We start from the raw sequence: 22,819 nt of genomic DNA on the forward strand, positions 1-22,819 counted from the left end.
AATCATACACAAGCATGATTTCTATTATTTTATGACAAAAATGTTTAAAGGGGTGTTTTATAAGAGATTCAGACCATCACTGATTGATTATCTCCATCTGTTGTCTTACTGACTCTTCGTGCACTTCCTCAAAGACAGAACGTATGAAGTCAGAACTCATACCACACAAGGCTCCCTGCGCGCCACGCTTATCGAGAATTTCATTGTAGCGCGATGTCTGAAGCACTGTCATGTTATGTTCTTTCTTGTACTGTCCAATCTCACGGCAGACTCTCATACGCTTTGCAAGGAGCTCAATAAGCTGATTGTCCAGTTCGTCAATCTGCTTGCGCAGCGTGTGTATACCTTCGGTCGTCACTTTCTCATCACGGATTACCAGAAGGCTCAGAATGTAATCGAGAACGTCTGGTGTAACCTGCTGCTTGGCATCACTCCATGCACAGTCGGGTGAGCAATGGCTCTCTACGATTAGTCCGTCGAAACCAAGGTCCATTGCCTGCTGGCAGAGAGGAGCAATCAGTTCGCGTGTTCCTCCGATATGACTTGGATCGCAGAGTATCGGCAGAGAGGGGAAACGACGGCGCAACTCGATAGGAATCTGCCACATGGGAAGGTTGCGGTAGATTTTCTTATCATAGCTTGAGAATCCGCGATGGATGGCCGCAAGACGTGTGATACCAGCCTGATTGATGCGTTCGAGCGCTCCAATCCACAGCTCGAGGTCGGGATTTACAGGATTTTTCACCAAAACCGGAACGTCAACACCCTTAAGACTGTCGGCCAGTGCCTGCATTGCGAACGGATTGGCAGAAGTTCGTGCACCCACCCAAAGGATGTCTATATCGTATTTCAAAGCCAGTTCGACGTGTTCGGGCGTTGCCACTTCTGTAGCAACAAGCATTCCTGTAGCCTTCTTGACATTCTGCAACCACGGCAATGCAGTCTCGCCCTGCCCTTCGAAACCACCCGGTTTGGTACGTGGTTTCCACACTCCGGCACGGAACATACGGCAGCCTTTGTCAGCCAGCTGGCGTGCGGTTGTCATCACTTGTTCTTCTGATTCGGCCGAGCATGGGCCTGCTATGACCAAGGGGCGTTCGTTGTTGTCACTCGGCAAGCGTAATGGTTCTAAATTCAATGCCATAGTAATTGTGTTTTAAGTTTCTGGTTAATAATTCATGCCGGCCGTTGTCACCGAATAGGATTTCCTATATTGATTATTCTGTCACGGATGCGGCACTTGTATATTTATAAATGTTATAGACTTATATTCTTGATCCGCTGCAACGCTTCTTTCATCTTCTCGTCCTTAGCACACAGACTTATACGTACATAACGCGAACCGTTGGAACCGAAAATGAAACCCGGCGTGATGAAAACACGTGCTTCATGCAATACGCGCTCGGTGAGTTGTTCTACATCGGAATACTTGTCGGGAATACGTCCCCAAAGGAACATTCCCACCTGCGATGCGTCATAAGTGCATCCAAGCTCGGTCATTATCTGTTCGGCTATAGCTCGACGGCGGCGGTAAGTTTCTATATTGGCCTCGCGGTGCCATTCCGGCGTATTGGTGGAATAAGCCTCTGCTGCAGCAAGCTGTATGCCACGGAATGTTCCGGAATCGATGTTGCTCTTTATTTTCAGTATCCACGATATGAATGTAGAGTTTGAAGCGCACATTCCCACACGCCATCCCGGCATGTTATGGCTCTTGGACATTGAGTTGAGTTCGATGCAACAATCTTTCGCACCAGGTATCTGAAGCAAAGACATCGGATTTTCATTGAGGATGAGCGAGTAAGGATTGTCATTCACAACCACGATATTGTTGGTACGGGCAAACTCTACCAAGCGCTCGTATGTCTCTCGTCGGGCATTTCCGCCGGTAGGCATGTTTGGATAGTTGGTCCACATCAGTTTCACGCCTGACAGATCCATGCGGTTCAGTTCGTCAAAATCAGGCTGCCATGCATTGTCCTCCTTCAGATTGTAATTCACAATCTCTGCACCGAGAATTCTGCTCAACGATGTATAGGTCGGATAACCAGGATTGGGAACAAGCACTTTCTCGCCCGGATTGACAAAGGCAAGAGTTATATGAAGAATGCCTTCCTTCGAACCGATAAGCGGCAATATCTCGTCTGACGGATTGAGTTCGACACCATACCATCGGTTATAGAACGAAGCCATGGCCTGACGCAGCTCCGGTGTTCCCATTGTAGGCTGATAGCCATGAGCGCCGGCATCACGTGCAACTGCGCAGAGTCTGTCTATTGTCTGGTCTGACGGCGGCATGTCAGGCGAACCGATTGCAAGCGAGATAATATCCTTTCCCTCTGCATTGAGCTTTGCCACCTCTTTCAGCTTACGACTGAAATAATATTCCTGTACGGCCGAGAGTCTGTCGGCCGGATTCACTGTTGTTGCCATATTAATTCTATTTTACTTCTATATATTCTCCCAATATCTTCAACGAACGTGTTAGAGGCATTATCGCATCAATGCTCTGACGATATCGGGTAAGGTTGTCGAACGATACATCCACATAGAAAAGATATTCCCATTCATGTCCTATGACAGGCAATGACTGTATCTTCGTGAGATTGATATTGTAAAAAGAAAGTATTGTAAGAACCTTTGAAAGACTTCCTTCCTCATGAGGCACAAGGAATACAAGACTCGCTTTGTCGGCTTTTTCCAAAGGTCTGAGGAAATCGGCTTTGTTCGGATTGGAGACCACAAGAAAGCGTGTGAAATTGTGTTTGTTGTCTTCTATCTGATCCTCAAGAACCTTCATACCATACATTTCTGCGGCCGATGCATTACAAATAGCAGCCCATCCACGACACTGATGCTTCATGATATATTCTGCCGAACCAGCAGTGTCCTCAGCCTCAACCATCTTCAGTCTTGGATGATTGGCCAGCCACTTGTTGCACTGCATCAATGCCACCGGATGAGAGTGCACCTCCGTTATTGTGTCCCAGTCGTCCTGCGGCAGACAACAAATGGAATGCTGTATATGGAGTTTATGCTCTCCCACCACCGTCGCACCTGAAGCCCGCAACAGTTCATAGTTGTGGAGCAGGCTGCCGGCAATCGTATTTTCTATTGCAAGCATTCCGATAACAGTAGGATCATGCTCCATTTCAGCAAACACCTGCTCGAATGTTGAACAGCATATAAGCTGTATCTGTTCGCCCTTGAAATACTGATGTGCCGCAATGTCATGGAATGATCCGTGCGCGCCTTGTATCGCTATTCTTTTCATCTTTGTTTTTGTATTAATAAAAAAAGCCCCGCTGTCACCTAAGTGAAGCGGGGCTGTATTCTCGTTTATGTCTTGTCTAGAAATTTACACGCATCTTCCCGCTTCACAATTCCTTGTAAAGTAAAAGTAAAAGCTAAAAAAAGATGCGTAAGACATGTTCATAACTTTCAATTGTTTTTGTTGTGTGCAAATATATAACAAAAAACTTTTAATTCCAAAATTTTTGCAATAAAATGTTCACTTATTAATCAAAATGCCGTCAAATTATTCAGTTATTGCTAAAAACTCCGTACGGATCATTGTTCTTATATATTTGTTTTACCTGCTGTTCCATGTTCTGTGCGTTCGCATCACCGTCTTTGTCCTGGTCTGGTTCGAGTTCATCCGCCATCTTCATGTCTTCTGCAGCTCCGTTCTCGTCACCCACTGCCATTCTGGCTTTACCTCTTTCACGGAAAGCTGACACACAGAAAGGATTAAGTTCTATCACCTTATTATATATGTCAATGGCCTGTTCATTGTTACCTTTAGCCACTTCTATTCTCGCCTTCAGCAACACTATGTCTTCATTACCGTCAACATGTTCCTGAAGATATGCCACGTCTTCATCGGCGCTTTCCACATCTCCCGTTTCAAACAATATCTCTCCTCTCAACAGATACGCGTCATAATAATCCTCCTTCAGTGATATTGCTTTTGTGAGCATGGCCACAGCGTTGTTGTCATCGCCCTGTCCGCGGCATGCACGAGCATAGAAGAAATATGTCAGAGGATTTTCATTATCTATCATCAGAGCCTTCTCGCATGCGTCAGCCATAACATTATAGTCCTCCATCATATAAGCCACCTCGGCCATACGCATAAGGATTCTCGGATTGTCAGGTTGAGCCTCAGACAGTTTCTGCAACTGTTCGTAAGCCTTTGGCAACTCATTGTTCTGAATCAACGCCTGCGACAGATAATCCCTGCACTCCAGATCGTCTTTCAAATCGAGCGCATGTGTGAAACACTGTACGGCATAAGCCGGCTGACGCATCTTCAGAGCCTTCACGCCGTCGTATTTAAGCACATCGAAGTTACGTGCCTGCTCTTCTTTTTTTCTTTCCTCACGGGTTTCTTCTTTTCCCCCGAACAAAGCTTTAAATATATTCATTATGGTATTTTTGTCTGCAAAGATAACTTAAAATCAAGATGCAAAAAAATTATCAATAGTTAAAGTTGAATGAAATATTCAAATCTTTCACGATTAATGATTATGTTTGCATAAGATATGTTTGGATTTATGACGAGATTCTTATCAGTTATCATATTAGTTTTTGTTTCTTCCATACTGAATGCACAGGAGATAAACAAAGAAACCGGCAACAGCAAAGAAAACACCATACTGTCTGATGCCGACTCCACACTAACGGTGCAATCAGAAAGCGAACAGCCGTATAATTTCGAATATTCCACACCATCCATGATGTCAGCGGCACCATTGACAGCACAGGACAGCCTGCATCTGCCGGTTCTAGATTCACAGGGCCGCGTGACACCATTCAATCTTTATCCGCTTTATTACGGAGGATGGAGCTCGTGGGAACTGCATCCCGGACTGAACATAAGTGCCGGAGCATCCGTATTCGCACAGTTCGGCAAGAACGCACGTCACGGCGCAGGATTCAGCCAAAACATCTCCGCCATGTACGCAATACCGGTGAACAACAAACTTTCGGTAGCCTTAGGAGGATATCTCAACAACATATATTGGGGCCACGACGCTTACCGTGACGCCGGACTTTCAGCCGTCATCGGCTACAAGTTTGACGAACATTGGGAAGCATACCTTTACGGCCACAAATCACTTGTGGACAACCACCGCATGCCTTATTGTCTATACGACATGAATTCTGTTGGTGATCGCATCGGTGCTGCCGTGAAATACAATTTCAATGAGAGCACGAGCATACAGATTTCGGTTGAAAGTGTATCGATGCCAAACCGCAAACCAAGATTTCTTGAACCTCCGGTCGCACCTGGTCCGCGCCCTTAACCTACATATTTCAGGCGCAGACTGTTCAGCACGACGCTCACACTTGAGAACGCCATCATGGCACTTGCCCATGTCGGGGTTATGGCGAAGTCGATGCCGAAAGCATGAGGCAGTCCTGCAGCAAGCGGAATACAGACAACATTGTATATAAAAGCCCAGAACAGATTCTGCCGTATCATACCGACAGTCTTTCTTGACAGTCTGAACGCACCGGCTATTTTTCTCAGGTCAGTGCCCATGAGTGTCACCTGTGCCACATCCATTGCAATATCCGTACCATGCCCCATGGCAATGCTCACGTCGGCAGCCGCAAGTGCCTGACTGTCGTTTATGCCGTCGCCCACCATGGCCACGTGCCGTCCTTCGCCCTGTAATTTTCTTACGATGTCCTCCTTGTCCTGCGGTGTCACCTTGCTCTGATAATGTCTGATTCCTGCCTTTTCCGCCCAATAAGCCACAGCTTCATCATTGTCGCCGCTCATCAGATACACCTCTATGCCATTGTCTGCAAGCATCGCCATAGCCTCTGCGGCATGAGGTTTGAGCTGTTCCCTCTCTTCGGGTTTCAGAGATGACGCCTTTGTGAAATCCACATCCTTGAAAGGTTCAGTCAGAGTTCCGGTCTTATCGATAACTACGGCATCCGTCATACGCATGTTTTCAAGTGCCGACGCATCCTTTATCAGTATGTTCTCCTGCGCCGCCTTTCCTATGCCCACCATCAATGCAGTAGGCGTGGCAAGTCCGAGGGCACACGGACAGGCTATGACCAGCACCGCCACAGCCGACAATATGGCGTCAGGCAGCGACTGTGTTCCACCGGCAATAATCCATACAGCAAAAGTGAGCAGCGATATACCGAACACACAGGGCACGAAAACCATGGCAATCTTGTCAACAACCCTCTGCACGGGAGCTTTTGATCCTTGTGCTTCCTGCACCATTCTTATTATGCCGGCAAGCACCGTCTTCTGCCCCACTTCTTCTGCCTTGAATCTGAATTCACCGCGTTTTGTCACCGTTCCGGCAAGCACCTTGTCGCCCGCTTTCTTCAATACAGGCATAGGTTCACCCGATATCATCGACTCATCCACATAAGCCTCGCCGCCGGTAAGACATCCGTCAACAGGTATTTTCTCTCCTGCCTTCACTTCAATCACGTCACCCTTCTCAAGCGTAGCCACCGGCACTTCGTTTATTTCGCCACCACTTACCACACGTGCCATCTTCGGTGCAAGTCCCATAAGCGAACGTATGGCCGACGATGTGCTGTTTTTGGCTTTTTCCTCAAGCATACGTCCTGTCAGCACAAAAGCTATTATCATCACCGTAGCATCATAATACGTGTGCCACTCCATACCGTACGCGCCCCATACGCTATCGCCCCAGAACGTATTGAACACGCTGAAGACGAACGACACAAACGTACTCATAGCCACGAGCGTGTCCATGTTGGCCATGCCGTGCCGCAGTTGCGAACATGCGCTTCGGTAGAACTGCGACCCACACAAAACCATTACGCACAACGCAACCGCAAGCATGATGACATTAGACACCATCCTGCCGCCTGTATGCACCCATCCCATGGAAAGACACATGGTCAACACGGAGAACACCCATGCCATCACTGTCTTCCTGCGCAACACGGCGTAAGCCTTGCGTTCTATCTCCTCCACATTGCGATACTCCTCCGTCACAAGGTCATAACCGATGCTTCTCAACGCCTCCTGCATCTTGCCGGGCGTGATTACATCCGGATCATATTCCACCAGTACCGTACGTCCAGGCAGCGAAACGGAAGCCTCCGCCACACCATCGAGCGAATTAATCTTTTTCTCAACATTCGCCGCACATCCGGCACACATCATTCCTATTACAGGTATTGTTCTTTTTTCCATTGCTTCATTTTCCTTTTTCCGTAATGATTCCATACGGTCATGTTATCGTTTCGTATAAATAAACTGTCCCGCAAAATTACAAAAAAAACATCACACAGGAATTTCTTTAACATTGCATGGAGTAAATAGAAATTATGTGCGGACAGGTTTGAATAAAGAAGCAGTGGATTCAATCCCGAAACAGCACTGTTTTTTCTGCTGAAATGAAAACAATATGGGCCACTTACAGATTTTCAGTATCGCGTGACTTTTCCATCTGAGTTTTCTGTTCTACCCCAAAAATTAAGCGAGAATTTGCGCACAGACTCACCTTCGGACGCAAATACGCGAAAAATAAGGACGTTACGCAAATTATTGAACACCAACAACTTATATTCAGGTACCATTTTTTCGTCCTGCAATAAGCACCATTTCGGCATGTGATATTGCCCGTTTCAGAGCATGAAATGCGTAATATCACACCCTGAAATGGGCGGAACCACAGGCTAAAACCGGCATAATCGGAATGTCATATGAGTCATTCCGGATTACACTACAGGGTATGTGGCAATGAGGTACAGGCAGATATGGCCTTTATTGTGTCAGATTTAACATTCCCCCACATCTCTTTTGCGATTTTATTTTGTCAAAAAAAAGTCAAGAAAATCCGTAAGTCAGTCGTCTGAGTTTTCTTAAAAAACACTGAGAATAGGCGTGATGAAAGACACGGGAAATATGCGCCAGACTTGTGGCGATGATTTATCGGTTGTGGCAACATGAATCTGTCATCATGTAAGGAAAATGCTGTCACGGTTTATACCGTCCTTCGTCGCCGGGGCGTTTACCGCTATTCTATGATATTTCACGGACAAAACCTGTTTCCACTCTATTTCTGCAGAACCGTGCATCGGCTTCCGAATCATAACGCCTCGGACACAAAACTGGGTATATATTCCTTTTCCGGCAATATATACCCAGCCATGCTGTTCAGATATTATTTCAATTGTACCAAATGGATGAATCCACTGCAACGTAATAATAACGATCGTCAGTCTCATTATAGACATTGTCTAACTCATAAGACTCTTCGTCATAAGATCTCTTAACCGGCTTCATAGTTCCTCCTCTCTAACAGACCGCCTCAGTCCGCTTTTAAATGTATTATTATTAAAGGATGTGAGACACCATCCCTTTTGATTGAATCATAATTGTTGCAGAACTCTTATGCCACACATTGAAAACTCTTGTTTTCGCAATAAAATTATAAATTATATTCGACAAAACAAAACAATTTATCTACTTTTTATCATTATTTAGCAATAATATTTTTGTTTGTCTGAATGTCTGTATATTTATACGTTTTCTCCCATTTCCCTGAAAGCGCCGAGCACAATAGGAATGGCTATGCAGAAGCTCAGCACGTCGCTGCACGACTGACAGATAACTATTCCGGTGAGACCGAAAAAGTATGGAAGAATAATAATGAGCGGAATGAAGAACAATCCCTGTCTTGCAGCCGAAAGAATGTTTGCACGCAAGGGCTTGCGCGTGGTCTGAAGCATCATGTTTCCGACCATAGTGAAAGCGTTGAACGGATAGCTTGCCAGCTGCCAGCACAATGCCGCGGTGCCAATCCTTATCACATCCGGGTCGTCACGGAATATGCCGATAGCGTCGTTACAGAAAAATATACCTGCGAAAGAAAACACAAGAAGGAACACTGTGCCCACTTTCACGGTAAAGGAAAAACCTTCGCGCAGACGCGAATAAAGCCCCGCACCATAGCAGAATCCGCAGAAAGGCTGGAATCCCTGCCCCAAACCGAGGACTGCCGACATGATGAACATTGTGATGCGGCTTACGATAGACATGGCCGCAATGGCTGCATCGCCATATTCACTCGCCGCAACATTCAGCATCATCACGGCAATGCACGCAAGTCCCTGCCTCGAAAGTGAAGGCGAGCCACCGTAGACAATCTCCTTTAAAAAGGTGAGACGCGGCGAGAAACGTCTTATACTCAGACGTATGTTCTCCCCTCTGCGGCTCATGGCAAACAGCACACAGAAGCCGACAATCTGACCGGTGACAGTAGCTGCGGCCGCTCCGGCCACACCCATATCGAAAACAAAGATGAATATCGGATCAAGAACAACATTCAACACCGCTCCGCTTATGATGCCATACATAGCATACGACGCATTGCCTTGCAGGCGCATCTGGTTGTTGATGGTGAGCGAAGCCGTCATGAAAGGCGCTCCCAGCAGTATGATTGACATGTAACGCTCGGTATAAGGCAATATTGTCGGTGTGCTGCCAAGCCATACTGCAAGTGGTTTTATCATGAGAAGCCCTGCTATCATAGCAAGGCTTCCCATCACAAGAGAATATACAAAACCGGTTGAAGCCATCGTCTCGGCATTGCCGTGACGCTTGGCTCCAAGCTCGCGTGATATGTAGTTGCCGCTTCCGTGTCCGAAAAAGAACCCGAAAGCCTGTATGAAGAACATCACCGGAAACACTATTCCCACGGCTGCTGTCGACTGAGTATCGAGCTGTCCTACGAAGAAGGTGTCGGCGATATTGTACAAACTCGTCACGAGCATTGTGATTATCGTCGGCACGGCCATGGTCAGAATCACTCTGTGGGCAGGTGCCTGCGTGAGAAATGTGTAATTATCGGTATGTCTGTGCGTCATCAGTCTTTAAGTGAATAAGTCACCGTCGTCACAACACGCACCTTCTTCACGTATGGTGTGTTTGAGTCGCGGTCGTCTATCGAGAACTGCCCCTGGTCGGCAGTCAGTATCTTGTCCAACCGGCTGTGGCTGTTGTCGGCAAACTGTTTTGCTGTCTTCTCGGCATTGGCTATGGCCTCCTGCATCATCGCAGGCTTCATTGCCGTGAACGATACATACTCATATTTCACCGGATTCTCATAACCTCCGTCAACTATGGCGACTCCCTCTCTCAGCAGTTCGCCCTGACGTGCTATGATACTCCTTACAAGTTTTACATTACGCGAAGTAACAGTGATTATCGAAGTTATGTTGTATCTGTACTGACTCTGGTTGTTCAGATATCTCTCTGCATTCAGATCGATCACCACCGGAGCGTTCACGTTTATCTCGCTTTCCTTTATACCGTTCTCCACAAGAAATCTCTTGATCTTGCCTTGCGTCTGTTCTATCTTATCATACAGGTCAGGCAGATTGTTGCCCAGTTCTTTCGAAAGGATAGGCCAGGTCACCTTGTCGGCATCGACCTCCTTTTCAGCAAGTCCTTTCACAGTGACTTTTCTGTCCTTATCGACAAAATCGTCAATCCCCCACTTGATGCACAAGCCCAGCACCACGATGCTCAGGGCCAGAAGCGCAGCTTCGGCTATGCGCCCGTTCGTGTTCCATTTCATAACAGCAATCCTTTCTTTAATTTGGTTATTTAATGTTGTTATCTTGCAATAAGACAGGATACGGTCCGGCAATATCAGACTATGAAGAAACGGTATTCGGCGTTATGCTCCGGCTCTTATCTTCAGCTGTCTTTTCTGCTTATGGTGTATCCGTTGGCCTGATGTGTCGCAAGCACCAGCACTTCGGCTATCTGGACATGCTGCGGCGCGTTGGCTGCATAAACAGCAACGTCGGCTATGTCGTCGCCAGTAAGCGGTTTTATGCCTTTGTACACATTGTCGGCTCTTTCCTTGTCACCATGGAAGCGTGTCACACTGAAGTTTGTCTCCACCAGTCCGGGCTTTATGTTTGTCACACGCACACATGTGTCCACAAGGTCTATGCGCAGACCGTCGGTCAGAGTCTTCACGGCTGCTTTTGTGGCACAATAGACATTGCCTCCGGCATAAGCCTGATCGCCGGCCACACTGCCTATATTTATCACGTGGCCGCAGTTGCGCTCCACCATACCCGGCACCACAAGGCGAGTCATTGTGAGCAATCCCTTAATGTTGGTATCAATCATCGTCCACCAGTCTTCGGTGTCGCCCTCATATTCCTTTTCCAGTCCGAGAGCCAGTCCGGCATTGTTCACGAGCACATCCACCTCGCTCCATTTTCCCTGCAACGAGCCTACAGCCGCAGCGGCAGCCTCAGCATCACGCACGTCGAAAGTCAGAGTGAGAACATCTGTCTCACCTTCAAGAGTGCTTTTCAGACTATCAAGTTTCTCCGTATTGCGTCCTGTAAGTATCAAGTCGTAGCCGGATGCTGCAAAACGACGCGCACAAGCCTCTCCTATTCCGCTTGTGGCGCCTGTTATCATTGCTATTTTTCTTTTCATATAACGTTTCCCCTTTCCATCAATATCCGCACGATACGTTCGGCTGAACGGCCATCCCAACGCTCAGGCACACTGCTCTTCTTCCATTCTCCGGCCGTCATGCGTTCGAGTTCCTCGCCGAGTGCTCCGGCATCCTCGCCCACAAGGACGTTGGAGCCGATGGTTACGGTCTCTATATGTTCGGTATAATTGTTAAGCGTGATGCACGGCACACCGTTGAATGTAGCCTCTTCAGCCACATTGCCAGAATCGGTAACCACTCCGAGAGCGTTGGCCGTGAGATATCCGAAGTCGAGATACGACAGCGAGTCCACCACATGCATACGTCCGGCCTCCGCTGGATGATTCTTCAGAATGTCGCCAACTACAGCTGCAGCAGCTTTTCTCAGTGGAGCCACCACAGGCACATCACCAGCTTTCTCAAGCATCATACAGACCATTGCCTCCAAATTATCACGATTGGCCAGCAGCGCCTTGCGGTTGAGAGTGAACACAATATAGCCACGCTCTTTCAGTCCGAGGCTGTCAAACAGAGCCGGACGCGACAGACGTGGATGATTGAACCGCAACGTGTCCATCAGAATATTGCCAACCATGTATATCTTAGACTGCTCCGCACCCTCACGCGTCGCAGCGCTGGTACCTTTGTATCCGGCTGTAAAGAGCAGGTCGGACAGTCCGTCAATAACAAGACGATTGATTTCTTTCGGCATGTTGATGTCGAACGAGCGTGTGCCGGCCACAAGATGAGCAAGCGTAAGTCCCTGCTTCTTCGCCACGATGGCGGCTGCCATTGTCGAGGCAAGATCGTCCACAACAATGACGGCATCGGTCTTGTGCTGACGCAGATACAGCTCGAAACTCGACATCACCTGTCCCGTAAGTTCATTAAGATTCTCACAGTCCACACCAAGATACACCTCAGGCTGAGGCATCTGTAAATCGTCGAAAAGCGACGCTTCCAGTGTAGGGTCGTCCTTACGGCCCGTGTATACAAGATGATGACTAATGTCCTTGCCGCCGTCGCGCGCACTGTCAATGGCTCTTACGATTGGAGCAAGCTTTATGAAATTGGGTCTTGCGCCCGCTACGATACATATTTCCATTATCCTTTTACCTTATTGTTAATTATCATGCAATGTGGCGTGACGCCCGTCTCTGCGTTGCGTCTCGCCACATCTTGTCAGACATTTAGTCTGCATTTTTGAACAATTCCTTTATTCCTCCTATGCTGCCCATGAGGTTTGTGGCCTCGTACGGCAGATATACGGTCTTTGTCTTGTCGCCCTGTGCCAGTTCCTCAAGCATCTGTATATACTTCTGGGCGAGCAGATAATTGGCCGGGTTAGTACTCTTGCCAACGGCCTCGGTTATCTTCTCTATGGCGATGGCCTCAGCCTCAGCCTTGCGTATGCGTGCCTGAGCCTCACCTTCGGCACGCAGAATCTCCTGCTGCTTGGCTGCCTCGGCACGGTTGATCATACTGGTCTTCTCACCTTCTGACTGAAGTATTGCCGACTGTTTCTGTCCTTCCGACTGCAGAATGGTCGCACGTTTGTTTCGCTCGGCCTGCATCTGCTTCTCCATGGCCTGCAGTACGCTTGCCGGAGGAGTGATGTCCTGCAATTCAACACGGTTCACCTTGATTCCCCACTTGTTGGTTGCATCGTCGAGCACAGCGCGCAACTTGGTATTGATGGTGTCGCGTGAGGTAAGCGTCTGGTCGAGCTCCATCTCACCTATGATGTTACGCAATGTTGTCTGCGTGAGTTTCTCGATGGCGTTGGGCAGGTTGTTTATCTCGTATGCAGCCTTAAACGGATCCATGATCTGGAAATACAGAAGTGCGTTGATCTGCATCTGGATGTTGTCCTTCGTGATGACGTTCTGCTTGTCGAAATCGTACACCTGTTCGCGCAGGTCTATCACGCTTGTGTAGACATAGCGTCCGCGCACAACAGCAATCACGGTTTTCGCCTTGTCGATGAACGGAATGATGATGTTCACACCCGGTTGCAGCGTAGCATGATAGCGTCCGAGCCGTTCAATAATTCTCGTCTCACTCTGCGGGATTATAACAACCGCCATCTTAACAAACAATATCGCAAGCACTACCACCGCGATAAGAAACCATGTTGTAGCTGTAAACATATTCTGTTTTTCTTTTGGTTAATATTCTAAAACAATCACCACACCGCGTATACTAACCGCACCGGCATGTACGAAACGGCGGAACTCTATATCCTTCTCACCTTGATGATGATGCTCTCGCGGTCTGTCACTCTCACCTTCTCGCCCACAGCGATGTCGTCTTCGTCGTCGGTCTCGGCCTTCCAGTCGTCACCGTCTATCTTCACGCGACCATATCCATCGGCCTTTATCGTCTCGCTCACCTCACCGATGCGTCCTATCAGGGCGTCGGCATTGCTCACACGATTGTCTGCATTGCGCCTTATGAGTTTTACAAGCCTCGGCCTGAGAAGTCTCAACGAGAGCATGGAGAACACGGCAAACACCAACACCTGAAGCCAGAACGGTGCGTCAATGAGAGATACTCCCATGCCACACAGAGCACCGACAGCGAAACATGTTATGAAGAAATCGCCGGATGTCATCTCCAGTACGAGGCATACAACAGCCACAATGGTCCAGAACAACCACAGGTTTTCAGCTATAAATGACATATACGTAATACTCTTTTGTTTTGGTTATAATTATTTCTCAAAGTTAGTATTTTATTTTTATGCGCAGAAATATTTAACATACATAAACATAGCAACGGTATATAAACAAACGCGGAAAGCACGACATCCTGCCGTAACCGCATGTGAAGACCATCGGACAATGCACTATGAATAACGGGAAAAGAACTTCGGAACGTATATTTATACAATTCCGACAGTAAAATATCTTGTCAGAATAATTCTGCAAAATAGAAAAAAGAAAACAAGGAAAATCGGACAGACCGCTGCATCAGAGTCTTTTTCACAACGTACGGAAATTACCAGAGACATACTTTATACTCATCCGGATTTCAGAAAAGCCCGTTTCGAGCCATGAAAAAGCTTTTTTCACTGCACGAAACGGCCCATAATACACTACGAAAAAGCCTTTTCTGCACTGCAAAACAGACTGTTCCGCAGTGCAAAAAGATACATACAGCATCGCAGAGAAAGACAAACCGTAATCTGTCAACAATATAACAAAACGCTCTAAGAATCGAGTATTTGCGACCGGCAATACTTTTCTGCGCAAATACGCTACTCTCACGAGAGTACGATATATGAAAATTCAGAATATCACGACAGAAAATGCATAATTATACATAACGCATATCATCCCATGATACGATAGCGTACAGCACAATATATGCCGGTATAACCTGTCAAAACACTATGTTTATACAAACTTACAGCAGTATCATGCGCCATACAAAGAATAAAAAAGGTCCGAATGCCACCACGGCATCCGAACCTCAAAAAAACTACTTTAAAACTATATTCTTACTTCACGATTACCTTTCTACCATTGCTTATGTATATGCCCGAAGTCATATTCGACTTGTCAACACGAACACCACCAAGAGTATAAACATTGTCGTTGCCGGACTTGTTGTCGGCAGTCACGTCGCCAATCCCGGTCGTAGGGCTTTCGTCCTGCATGAGTTTGTAAAGACCGGTGGAGTGCATCCACAGTTTGCGGTTGCCATCCACATCCACTGTCTCGCCCTTGCTGAACCATGTCGGACCGCCAGGTTCGAAGTCGTCTTCAAGCACAACCTTTGGAGTTCCGTCCTCGGCATACTGCGTCACTACTACATTGTCGAAATAAGCCTCATCCTTCTGCGGACCGCTGGCGTCTATTCTGAAACCTATGTCGCCCATCACGAGATTGTCGGAGAAATCCACAAACGTATCCACAAGAACACCGTCGATGTATGTCTTTATGAGCGAGCCCTTCACTTCTATCTTTACCCGGCGCTCCTGTCCCTCAATATCACTTTTCGAGAACGAGTCGAACTCAGTGTCACTCCATGTCAGATTACCTCCGTTATACACATGTCGGCGTATGCGCGGCAGGTTGCCGTCGAATATGTTTACAGCCCACATGTAGTAGTTATTGTCGTCTATGGAAGAGAACACCAGGCATGCGTCGTCGCGAAGAAGTGTGAGGTCGGCCTCAACGGTGTACCAAAGCTTTCTGAATCCAAGCGGCCAAGCATACACGTCGCGCGCCATCGCACCTGTCACACAGAGCCATCCATCCTCCACGCTGCCTTCCGAGAACGTGTTGTCACCGGAGAAATCTTCGGCAAAAAGTACCTTGCCGTCCTGCGAACTAACCTTTATGTCATCAAAACGTGCTATCTCCTCGCATCCGGCAGCGTCGCTGTGGGTCTGACGGAAACCTATCAAGCCATATGCGAACTGACCATAACGCTCATCGACAAGCACACCGTTGATGTATGTACGGGCGAGTTTCTCGTCAACAATCTCTATCTTCAAATCGAAAGCGGCATCTGTACCGATTGTCACCTTGTCCTTCAGGTCAACCTCTCCGAGCAGTTCCACACGTCCGTCAAACCAGCGGTGAGGACGAAGTTTTGGTTCCGATGGATTCTCAAGATTGATCTGCCACATATAATAGTTGTTGGTATTGCGGCCTGCAAGACACACACCTGCAGAGAGCTGGTCTATCTTCACCTTCATCTCCACGGTGTAACCCTTTTCCTCAACAGCAGGCGGTTCGGTGGTATCGAGTATCTTATTCTCCACAAGGAAGACCGACTGTTCGGGCGCAAGTTTCAGAGTGATCACGGTGTTACCGCCTTCATGACTTATCTCTGCCGCTTCGCTCTTGCCCGTACGCGGGTCGAGCAAAGTGCAGGCAGACAGTTCACCCTTAAGTGTTATCTTGTTTTCGGCAGTCGCATTGTCTATGTTGCCGAAGTAATATACGTTGCCGCCCGAAATAACTTTATGTATATAGTTGAACGGTTGCTGCGCGTTACTGAATCTTACGTCGAGTTCTGCTCCGGCAAGTGCCTCACGGAGAGTTTCGTTGGTAGGATTTTCCACAAACACGGCACTACCCTTTTCTTTCTCTGTGACAAGCATACGGTTCACAATCGACGCAATATCGTCGTCCGAGCCGTTCATATCGGCAGTCTGCTGCGGCAGCTGTGTGGTGAAGATTATTCTCACTCCGTTCTCCCAAGCCTTCTCTATCTTCTTCATGTTGCTCATAGTCATGACCTTGCAGCCCGGTACAATGATAACGGAGAACGACTCGCTGTTGGTTTTGTTGCTCATCACGAAGCGTCCGCCCGTTACGTCACAGCGGTCGTCAATCACTTCTGGGTGAACGTATGTGAAGTCAACGCCGAGTTGGTCGGTAAGTATTTCCGACACCACGTTGTAGTCTATGCCCGGTATGTCCACTCCTCCCTGATAGTAACCTTTCGGTCCGTCAAGATAATGTCCGGCCTGCATGGTGGTTATAGGATACACCATCGCCACATCAGCCACATGACGTCCCGGACGCGCAAGCATGTAGTTGAGACGTGCAAGGAATGTGTTGAAGTCAGCAAGACCATAATTGTAGAGCGGATTACGGTAAGACAGTTCCGGACGGAACGTCACATTGCCGTTATCATACCACACGGCATGAGGTATGAGCTGGTTGATACCTTTGGTGTATTGTTCCGTAGCAATGCGATACATTGTCTCCATCGTTATGTTGCCCATGTCTCCGTAGGTCTCGGACATTACGTATGTCTTGTCCCAGTTGTTGGCCGACGACGACACAACCTTATAGAAATGTTCTGCCGGACGGTTGCCGCCGATCTTGTCGATACCAGGCATTCCCATATACTTTCCGTCGAGCATGAGGTCACCGGAAACACTCACGGTATTTACAATTTCCTCCTGATCCTGATGTCCGGTAGATATTATGCCGTGTGCCTCAGCCCAGTCGCTGATGGTCTTCATGAATCCTTCGGCGTAGAGAGCCGCACGCAGACCAAAAAGACAATTGCGTGCCGCTGCGGTCTTAGGGCCTATATCATACCACAAAGCCGGATAGATTGTTTCTGGCGAAAAACCAAAACGCTCTGTAAATTTCTCGTTGAAGTCATCAGTCCACATGCGTCCATTGGCACGATACATTGTGGGTTCGTCAAAGAACGTGGTGGTGATGGTTGTTCCGAATGCCTCCGGGAAACGTTTGTAGTAGGCTTCATGGGTATCCTGCACAAACAGACTGACTGCCTCCGGAGACAGATAGTTCACGTTAGGATCGCCGTCTTCCACGCACACAAAGGACATAACCTTCCATTTTCCTTCTTCCGGTACATCCCATGTAAGTATGTTTCCATTGACATGATCCCTCAGTGATATTATTTCTTTAGTGTCTGTCTCCATAGCGACAACGGCCATTATTGTGCCGCTGGCATTTATTCTGCGGCGCAGCGACTGTCCGGGCGTTGTGATATATTCCGACTTGTCCAGACGTCTTATAGTCATTCCTGGGTGGTTGTTCTTGAATGTTGTTTCGCCCGAACCGTTTATCGCGCCCATACTTCCGCTCGGGAAACCGTACTCATCGTACAGCGACATCTTGGCACCATGGGCTTTGGCTGTCTCGATAGCCTTGCCGTAAAGCTGAAAATATTCCTCAGAAAGATATCCGGGACGGAATGACTGACCGAACGGCAGTATGGCACAACCGCCATAATTGTCTTTTGTCAGAATGTCATTGAGTTGCGACTGCAGGACGTCTTCCTTCACTTCAGTATTGTTCCAGAACCAAAGCGGGACCGGACGCCACGTCATCGACGGAGCAGAAAATCCGGAAAGACTCATCGGTTCCGACTGTGCCAGTGTATTAATGACGCATGCCATGAACAGCACAACAAAGGTCAAACACTTTTTTTTCATAACAAGTTAGTATAAATAATTAAGTTTTAATGTAAATTCCAAGTATCTCAGGTAAATATCAAACGGCGTAATGATGTTCCGACTCACACCTCTTTATACTATTAAAATTCAGAGAAATATAAGCGGGCATCATAATAACGGCCGAAGACAAAGGTATGCAAATAATCCGTATGGACTGCCGTCAGTGTATGTCCTCATACACAATGATATCAAAATATACATCTAAAAGCGCAAATATCACGGTTGACCTATATACGGACGCTCACAATCGGCTTTGCGTAAAGCATATTTCCTTCATACGTACTGAAAACACCAAAAACAGCCATGCAGGCATGATACATATGAAAAGAGGCATCATGACAAGCTACATCCGACGCAACAGACAGTTAATACAAAGGATGCGGCATACGGAATATCGCGACGTCGGCACAACTTCGCAGCACGGAAACATGACATGTCCGCCCGACAGACCTTACGGGGAATAAAATCATAGACGGTTTTATTATTTAAGTTCGTTTTTTATATTATATTTGCATGTCATTTGATTGGATTAAAATAATACCGTAAAAAAATGAGAGGAAAAATAGACTGTTTCCTGCCTTGCCTTGATTTGGCGGAAATGAGCGGCACGCTCGAGACTCTTCGCCACAACAAGACCATAAGCAACATAAATCTGATAGTAAACAGAGACTTCATACATAATGAGGAACTGCCGGAGGACTGCAATGTGATAGTGACAGACAATCCGGCTTCGGTACAGACAATATCCGAAATAGAACGCTACACGGAGTCTGAATATGTGCTGCTGAGCACAAAAGCCACACCATTCATACTCGGACAGAATGCGCCCGAAAGATTTCTGCGCGTGGCGTCGGACACTGATACAGCCCTGGTTTACAGTGACCGTTACAGTATTGCCGAAGGACAGACTGTGCCTCATCCGGCCATTGACTACCAGGAGGGAAGCGTCAGAGACGATTTCGACTTCGGACAGCTGATGCTCATAAAGTCTGCATTGCTACACGAATATGCGGCTGATCCCCACCCCGACTACACATGGGCAGGACTCTACGACCTCCGGCTTTTCATAAGCCGCAAGGGCGGAATATTCCACATAAACGAATATCTGTACACAGAAAAGGAAACCGACAACAGGAAGAGCGGTGTAAAACAGTTCGACTACGTGAACCCGCGCAACCGCGAGGTACAGAAAGAAATGGAGCACGCCGTGACTCATCATCTCGAGTGTATCGGCGCACTTGTGGACACATCCGAATATAAAAGCCCCGACTTTGACGAACAGGAGTTCAGCGTAGAAGCCTCTGTCATAATTCCGGTATTCAACCGTGAGAAGACAATAGCCGACGCCGTACGCTCGGCACTGAAGCAGGACACATCGTTCGAATATAACGTCATCGTAGTGGACAACCACTCAACAGACGACACAACACACATTCTGAACGAACTGTCAAAAGAAAACAGCAGACTGATACACATCATTCCGGAACGTCGCGACCTCGGAATAGGCGGATGCTGGAACACTGCCGTGGCCGACGACCGTTGCGGACGCTTCGCCGTACAGCTCGACAGCGACGATCTGTACTCTTCGCCTCACACGCTGCAACGCATTGTTGACGCTTTCTACAGACAGCAGGCGGCCATGATAATCGGCAGCTACCGCATGTGTGATTTTGAGCTCAACACACTGCCGCCCGGAATAATCGACCATAAGGAGTGGACCGACAACAACGGTCCTAACAACGCTTTGCGCATAAACGGACTGGGAGCACCGCGTGCGTTCTTCACTCCGCTGCTGCGCCAGATAACCTTTCCCAACACAAGCTACGGCGAAGATTATGCACTCGGACTGATATTCAGCCGCAAGTATCGCATAGGACGCATATATGAGGAACTGTATCTTTGCCGCCGCTGGGGAGGCAACAGCGACGCAGCACTGAGCATTGAGAAAGTGAACGCGAACAACCTCTACAAAGACAGGCTGCGCACAATGGAGATATCGGCAAGAAAACTTCTGGGAGAGGGACGCGCCGACATAGCATCCGACAATTCGCTATTGAGATTCTTCAACCGTCAGCTCGAAAAATGGGACGACACAAGAATGCGCTACAACGATATGAAGAACGTAAGGACACGCGAACTGCCTTGCGGCGACAATATAATAATGGTACAGCACAATCCGGCACGCATCGTGTCGACAGGTGCCGACATTTCCAGAAAATCAATAGCCAAACGGCCGTGCTTCCTGTGTCAGGAGAACAGGCCGGAGGAACAGTTCGCCAAGTCTATGGACGACAATTTCCAGATTCTTGTAAATCCTTTCCCGATATTACCCGTGCATTTCACCATTCCGATGAAAAGCCACGAACCGCAGAACATACGCGGCAATTACGGTGAGATATACAGAATACTCAGCGCATACCCTACCGTTACGGTGTTCTACAACGGGCCGCGATGCGGAGCGTCCGCACCCGACCACATGCACTTCCAGGCCGGAATGGGCGGCATACTGCCACTGATGAACGACTGGCAACGCCTGAGCCACGACCTGAAACCGATGGTGTCATGCGATGACGACAACTGGCTGGCTCTGATGAGAAGCTTCATCTGTCCGGCATTCGTCATAAAATCAAACGATGCGGCAAAGGGAGAGGCACTATTTGCAAAACTGTATGACGCAATGCCTGTGAACGATGGCAACACCGAACCGATGATGAATATTCTGGCATGGACCGAAGACGACACTTTCTGCACGGTGATAATCCCACGCACCAAGCATCGTCCTGACTGCTACACAGCCGATGACGAGAACGTACGTATGCTTGTAAGCCCGGGCGCACTCGACATGGCAGGACTGCTCATAACACCGCGTCACGAGGACTTCGAACGCATAACACCGCAACAGGCCGCCGCCATAATAAGCGAATGTGGCGCTACCGAGGAGATGATAACACAAACGGTGAAGGCTCTCGAAAAGCTCAATATGAAAGAGAACAGCAGCTGTCCGCACTTCGACGGCAAGCAACCATTCGTTTCGGTTGGAATAGTAAGCGGTGCGAAAATATGCTTCTCACTCAACAAGCCCTACTCTGCCAAAGGCAAACTGATAGAAGGCGAGCAGACTGTGGAGTTCTTTGAAGGCGGCATACTGTGGAACGGCAACCAATATCGTGAGCTTACGTTCCATCCGCAATCGCCCGACGCATCGTTCTCCCTGCACAATGTCACAATCGGAGTGAACTTCCACTGGGAACGCACAGAGACACAGACGTTCCTCGGAACACTGCATCTCGTTGTCGAGGCAGACAGTATGTGTGCCATAAACGAGCTGCCGGTGGAAAGCTATCTCGAAAGTGTCATATCCAGCGAGATGTGCGCCACGTCGAGCATAGAGCTGCTGAAGGCCCACGCTGTGATATCGCGCAGCTGGCTGCTCGCACAGATAGAGCGCAGAAACAAGCAGCAGGGACGCAGCGACAACTTCTTCTCATTCATAAAGAAGGACGACGAACTCATACGCTGGTACGACAGAGGCGACCACGCCATATTCGATGTCTGCGCCGACGACCACTGCCAGCGCTATCAGGGCATAACAAAAGCGTCGAGCGTACATGTGGCACAGGCCGTGAAAGAGACACGCGGAGAAATACTGATGTCCGACAACGATATATGCGACGCACGCTTCAGCAAGTGCTGCGGCGGTGTGAGCGAAGAATACAAATACTGCTGGGAGAACAAGAACATGGAGTATCTCACGGCAGTGCGCGACAATGCCGACGGCACGGAAGAGGCTTTGCCCGACCTTACCATAGAGGAAAACGCACGCCGGTGGATAATGTCTTCGCCTGATGCATTCTGCAATACCGACGACGAGAAGATACTCTCGCAGGTGCTCAACGACTACGACCGCGAGACAAAAGACTTCTACCGCTGGCACGTCACCTACACACAGGAACAGCTGGCAGACCTCATACGTGAGAAACTGAAGATGGACTTCGGCGACATCATAGACCTTATACCTCTGGAACGCGGCAAGAGCGGACGTATATGCCGCCTGAAGATAGTCGGCTCAAAACATACTTTCACCATCGGAAAGGAACTTGAGATAAGACGCGCGCTCAGCAACACACATCTTTACAGCAGCGCTTTCGTTGTGGACAAGAAAGACGTCAGAGACGGCATTCCGCAGACATTCGAACTCACCGGAGCCGGATGGGGTCACGGCGTAGGTCTTTGCCAGATAGGCGCCGCAGTGATGGGAGAAAAAGGATACAGCTATGACAAGATACTGCTGCACTACTACCACAACGCCGAAATAAAGAAGATATACGAATAGAACGACCGTAAGACACAATAAAACAAAACACTTGTAACCACTAAA

At 48.2% G+C, this 22,819-nt stretch carries 14 protein-coding genes; 2 read left to right on the forward strand and 12 right to left on the reverse strand.

The window, feature by feature from the left end; genetic code table 11:
• Positions 1-76: 76 nt before the first annotated feature.
• From WKT13_RS08460 to WKT13_RS08475, 4 genes are all read right to left on the reverse strand, one after another.
• Positions 77-1,144, reverse strand: coding sequence for a bifunctional 3-deoxy-7-phosphoheptulonate synthase/chorismate mutase type II (locus WKT13_RS08460; RefSeq protein WP_340323554.1), 1,068 nt, complete (start codon positions 1,142-1,144; stop codon positions 77-79).
• A gap of 113 nt (positions 1,145-1,257) precedes the next feature.
• Positions 1,258-2,433 (reverse strand): pyridoxal phosphate-dependent aminotransferase, encoded by a 1,176-nt coding sequence (locus WKT13_RS08465; protein ID WP_340323555.1) that lies wholly within the window; start codon positions 2,431-2,433, stop codon positions 1,258-1,260.
• 7 nt (positions 2,434-2,440) lie between these two features.
• Positions 2,441-3,274 carry a prephenate dehydratase gene (locus WKT13_RS08470; RefSeq protein WP_340323556.1) on the reverse strand — a complete coding sequence of 278 codons (834 nt, stop codon included), beginning with the start codon at positions 3,272-3,274 and terminating at the stop codon, positions 2,441-2,443.
• A gap of 268 nt (positions 3,275-3,542) precedes the next feature.
• Positions 3,543-4,427: a tetratricopeptide repeat protein gene (locus tag WKT13_RS08475; protein WP_298618453.1), complete on the reverse strand. Its 885-nt coding sequence runs from the start codon at positions 4,425-4,427 to the stop codon at positions 3,543-3,545.
• A gap of 129 nt (positions 4,428-4,556) precedes the next feature.
• On the opposite strand from WKT13_RS08475, the gene WKT13_RS08480 reads away from it, so the two are divergent.
• On the forward strand, positions 4,557-5,309 hold the full coding sequence (locus WKT13_RS08480; protein WP_298618454.1) for a hypothetical protein: 753 nt from the start codon (positions 4,557-4,559) through the stop codon (positions 5,307-5,309).
• Here WKT13_RS08480 and WKT13_RS08485 read toward each other — a convergent pair.
• The 8 genes from WKT13_RS08485 to WKT13_RS08520 all read right to left on the reverse strand — a co-directional run bounded on the left by WKT13_RS08485 (position 5,306) and on the right by WKT13_RS08520 (position 18,420).
• Positions 5,306-7,207, reverse strand: a complete 1,902-nt coding sequence (locus WKT13_RS08485) for a heavy metal translocating P-type ATPase (protein WP_340323557.1) — start codon at positions 7,205-7,207, stop codon at positions 5,306-5,308. The two genes, WKT13_RS08480 and WKT13_RS08485, sit on opposite strands and share 4 nt — an antisense overlap.
• A gap of 1,331 nt (positions 7,208-8,538) precedes the next feature.
• A complete protein-coding gene (locus WKT13_RS08490) occupies positions 8,539-9,885 on the reverse strand; it encodes an MATE family efflux transporter (protein ID WP_340323558.1) in 1,347 nt (448 codons plus the stop codon).
• On the reverse strand, positions 9,885-10,598 hold the full coding sequence (locus tag WKT13_RS08495) for an SIMPL domain-containing protein (RefSeq protein WP_298618458.1): 714 nt from the start codon (positions 10,596-10,598) through the stop codon (positions 9,885-9,887). Before WKT13_RS08495 ends, WKT13_RS08490 begins: the two co-directional genes overlap by 1 nt.
• Before the next feature lie 122 nt (positions 10,599-10,720).
• Complete coding sequence (locus WKT13_RS08500; protein ID WP_298618459.1) at positions 10,721-11,482, reverse strand: SDR family NAD(P)-dependent oxidoreductase; 762 nt, start codon at positions 11,480-11,482, stop codon at positions 10,721-10,723.
• The gene (locus tag WKT13_RS08505) at positions 11,479-12,588 is read right to left on the reverse strand and encodes a UDP-N-acetyl glucosamine 2-epimerase (protein ID WP_340323559.1); all 1,110 of its coding nucleotides are present in this window, start codon (positions 12,586-12,588) and stop codon (positions 11,479-11,481) included. Before WKT13_RS08505 ends, WKT13_RS08500 begins: the two co-directional genes overlap by 4 nt.
• An 85-nt stretch (positions 12,589-12,673) precedes the next feature.
• Positions 12,674-13,633 carry an SPFH domain-containing protein gene (locus WKT13_RS08510; protein ID WP_298618461.1) on the reverse strand — a complete coding sequence of 320 codons (960 nt, stop codon included), beginning with the start codon at positions 13,631-13,633 and terminating at the stop codon, positions 12,674-12,676.
• 86 nt (positions 13,634-13,719) lie between these two features.
• Complete coding sequence (locus WKT13_RS08515; protein ID WP_298618462.1) at positions 13,720-14,166, reverse strand: NfeD family protein; 447 nt, start codon at positions 14,164-14,166, stop codon at positions 13,720-13,722.
• Between the two features lie 819 nt (positions 14,167-14,985).
• Positions 14,986-18,420 (reverse strand): glycosyl hydrolase, encoded by a 3,435-nt coding sequence (locus WKT13_RS08520; protein WP_340323560.1) that lies wholly within the window; start codon positions 18,418-18,420, stop codon positions 14,986-14,988.
• Positions 18,421-18,991: 571 nt separating this feature from the next.
• Here WKT13_RS08520 and WKT13_RS08525 point away from each other — a divergent pair.
• The gene (locus tag WKT13_RS08525; RefSeq protein WP_340323561.1) at positions 18,992-22,774 is read left to right on the forward strand and encodes a DUF4922 domain-containing protein; all 3,783 of its coding nucleotides are present in this window, start codon (positions 18,992-18,994) and stop codon (positions 22,772-22,774) included.
• The last annotated feature ends 45 nt before the right edge of the window (positions 22,775-22,819 follow it).

It is taken from the genome of Prevotella sp. HCN-7019 (genome assembly GCF_037890215.1).
Taxonomy (GTDB): Bacteria; Bacteroidota; Bacteroidia; order Bacteroidales; family Bacteroidaceae; genus Prevotella.

Excerpts from the sequence above, each read along its gene's own strand:
- WKT13_RS08515 (WP_298618462.1), bottom strand. The coding sequence starts at position 14,166 with ATGTCATTTATAGCTGAAAACCTGTGGTTGTTCTGGACCATTGTGGCT.
- WKT13_RS08470 (WP_340323556.1), bottom strand. The coding sequence starts at position 3,274 with ATGAAAAGAATAGCGATACAAGGCGCGCACGGATCATTCCATGACATT.
- WKT13_RS08490 (WP_340323558.1), bottom strand. The coding sequence starts at position 9,885 with ATGACGCACAGACATACCGATAATTACACATTTCTCACGCAGGCACCT.
- WKT13_RS08495 (WP_298618458.1), bottom strand. The coding sequence starts at position 10,598 with ATGAAATGGAACACGAACGGGCGCATAGCCGAAGCTGCGCTTCTGGCC.
- WKT13_RS08485 (WP_340323557.1), bottom strand. The coding sequence starts at position 7,207 with ATGGAAAAAAGAACAATACCTGTAATAGGAATGATGTGTGCCGGATGT.
- WKT13_RS08460 (WP_340323554.1), bottom strand. The coding sequence starts at position 1,144 with ATGGCATTGAATTTAGAACCATTACGCTTGCCGAGTGACAACAACGAA.
- WKT13_RS08520 (WP_340323560.1), bottom strand. The coding sequence starts at position 18,420 with ATGAAAAAAAAGTGTTTGACCTTTGTTGTGCTGTTCATGGCATGCGTC.
- WKT13_RS08465 (WP_340323555.1), bottom strand. The coding sequence starts at position 2,433 with ATGGCAACAACAGTGAATCCGGCCGACAGACTCTCGGCCGTACAGGAA.
- WKT13_RS08525 (WP_340323561.1), top strand. The coding sequence starts at position 18,992 with ATGAGAGGAAAAATAGACTGTTTCCTGCCTTGCCTTGATTTGGCGGAA.
- WKT13_RS08510 (WP_298618461.1), bottom strand. The coding sequence starts at position 13,633 with ATGTTTACAGCTACAACATGGTTTCTTATCGCGGTGGTAGTGCTTGCG.
- WKT13_RS08475 (WP_298618453.1), bottom strand. The coding sequence starts at position 4,427 with ATGAATATATTTAAAGCTTTGTTCGGGGGAAAAGAAGAAACCCGTGAG.
- WKT13_RS08500 (WP_298618459.1), bottom strand. The coding sequence starts at position 11,482 with ATGAAAAGAAAAATAGCAATGATAACAGGCGCCACAAGCGGAATAGGA.
- WKT13_RS08480 (WP_298618454.1), top strand. The coding sequence starts at position 4,557 with ATGACGAGATTCTTATCAGTTATCATATTAGTTTTTGTTTCTTCCATA.
- WKT13_RS08505 (WP_340323559.1), bottom strand. The coding sequence starts at position 12,588 with ATGGAAATATGTATCGTAGCGGGCGCAAGACCCAATTTCATAAAGCTT.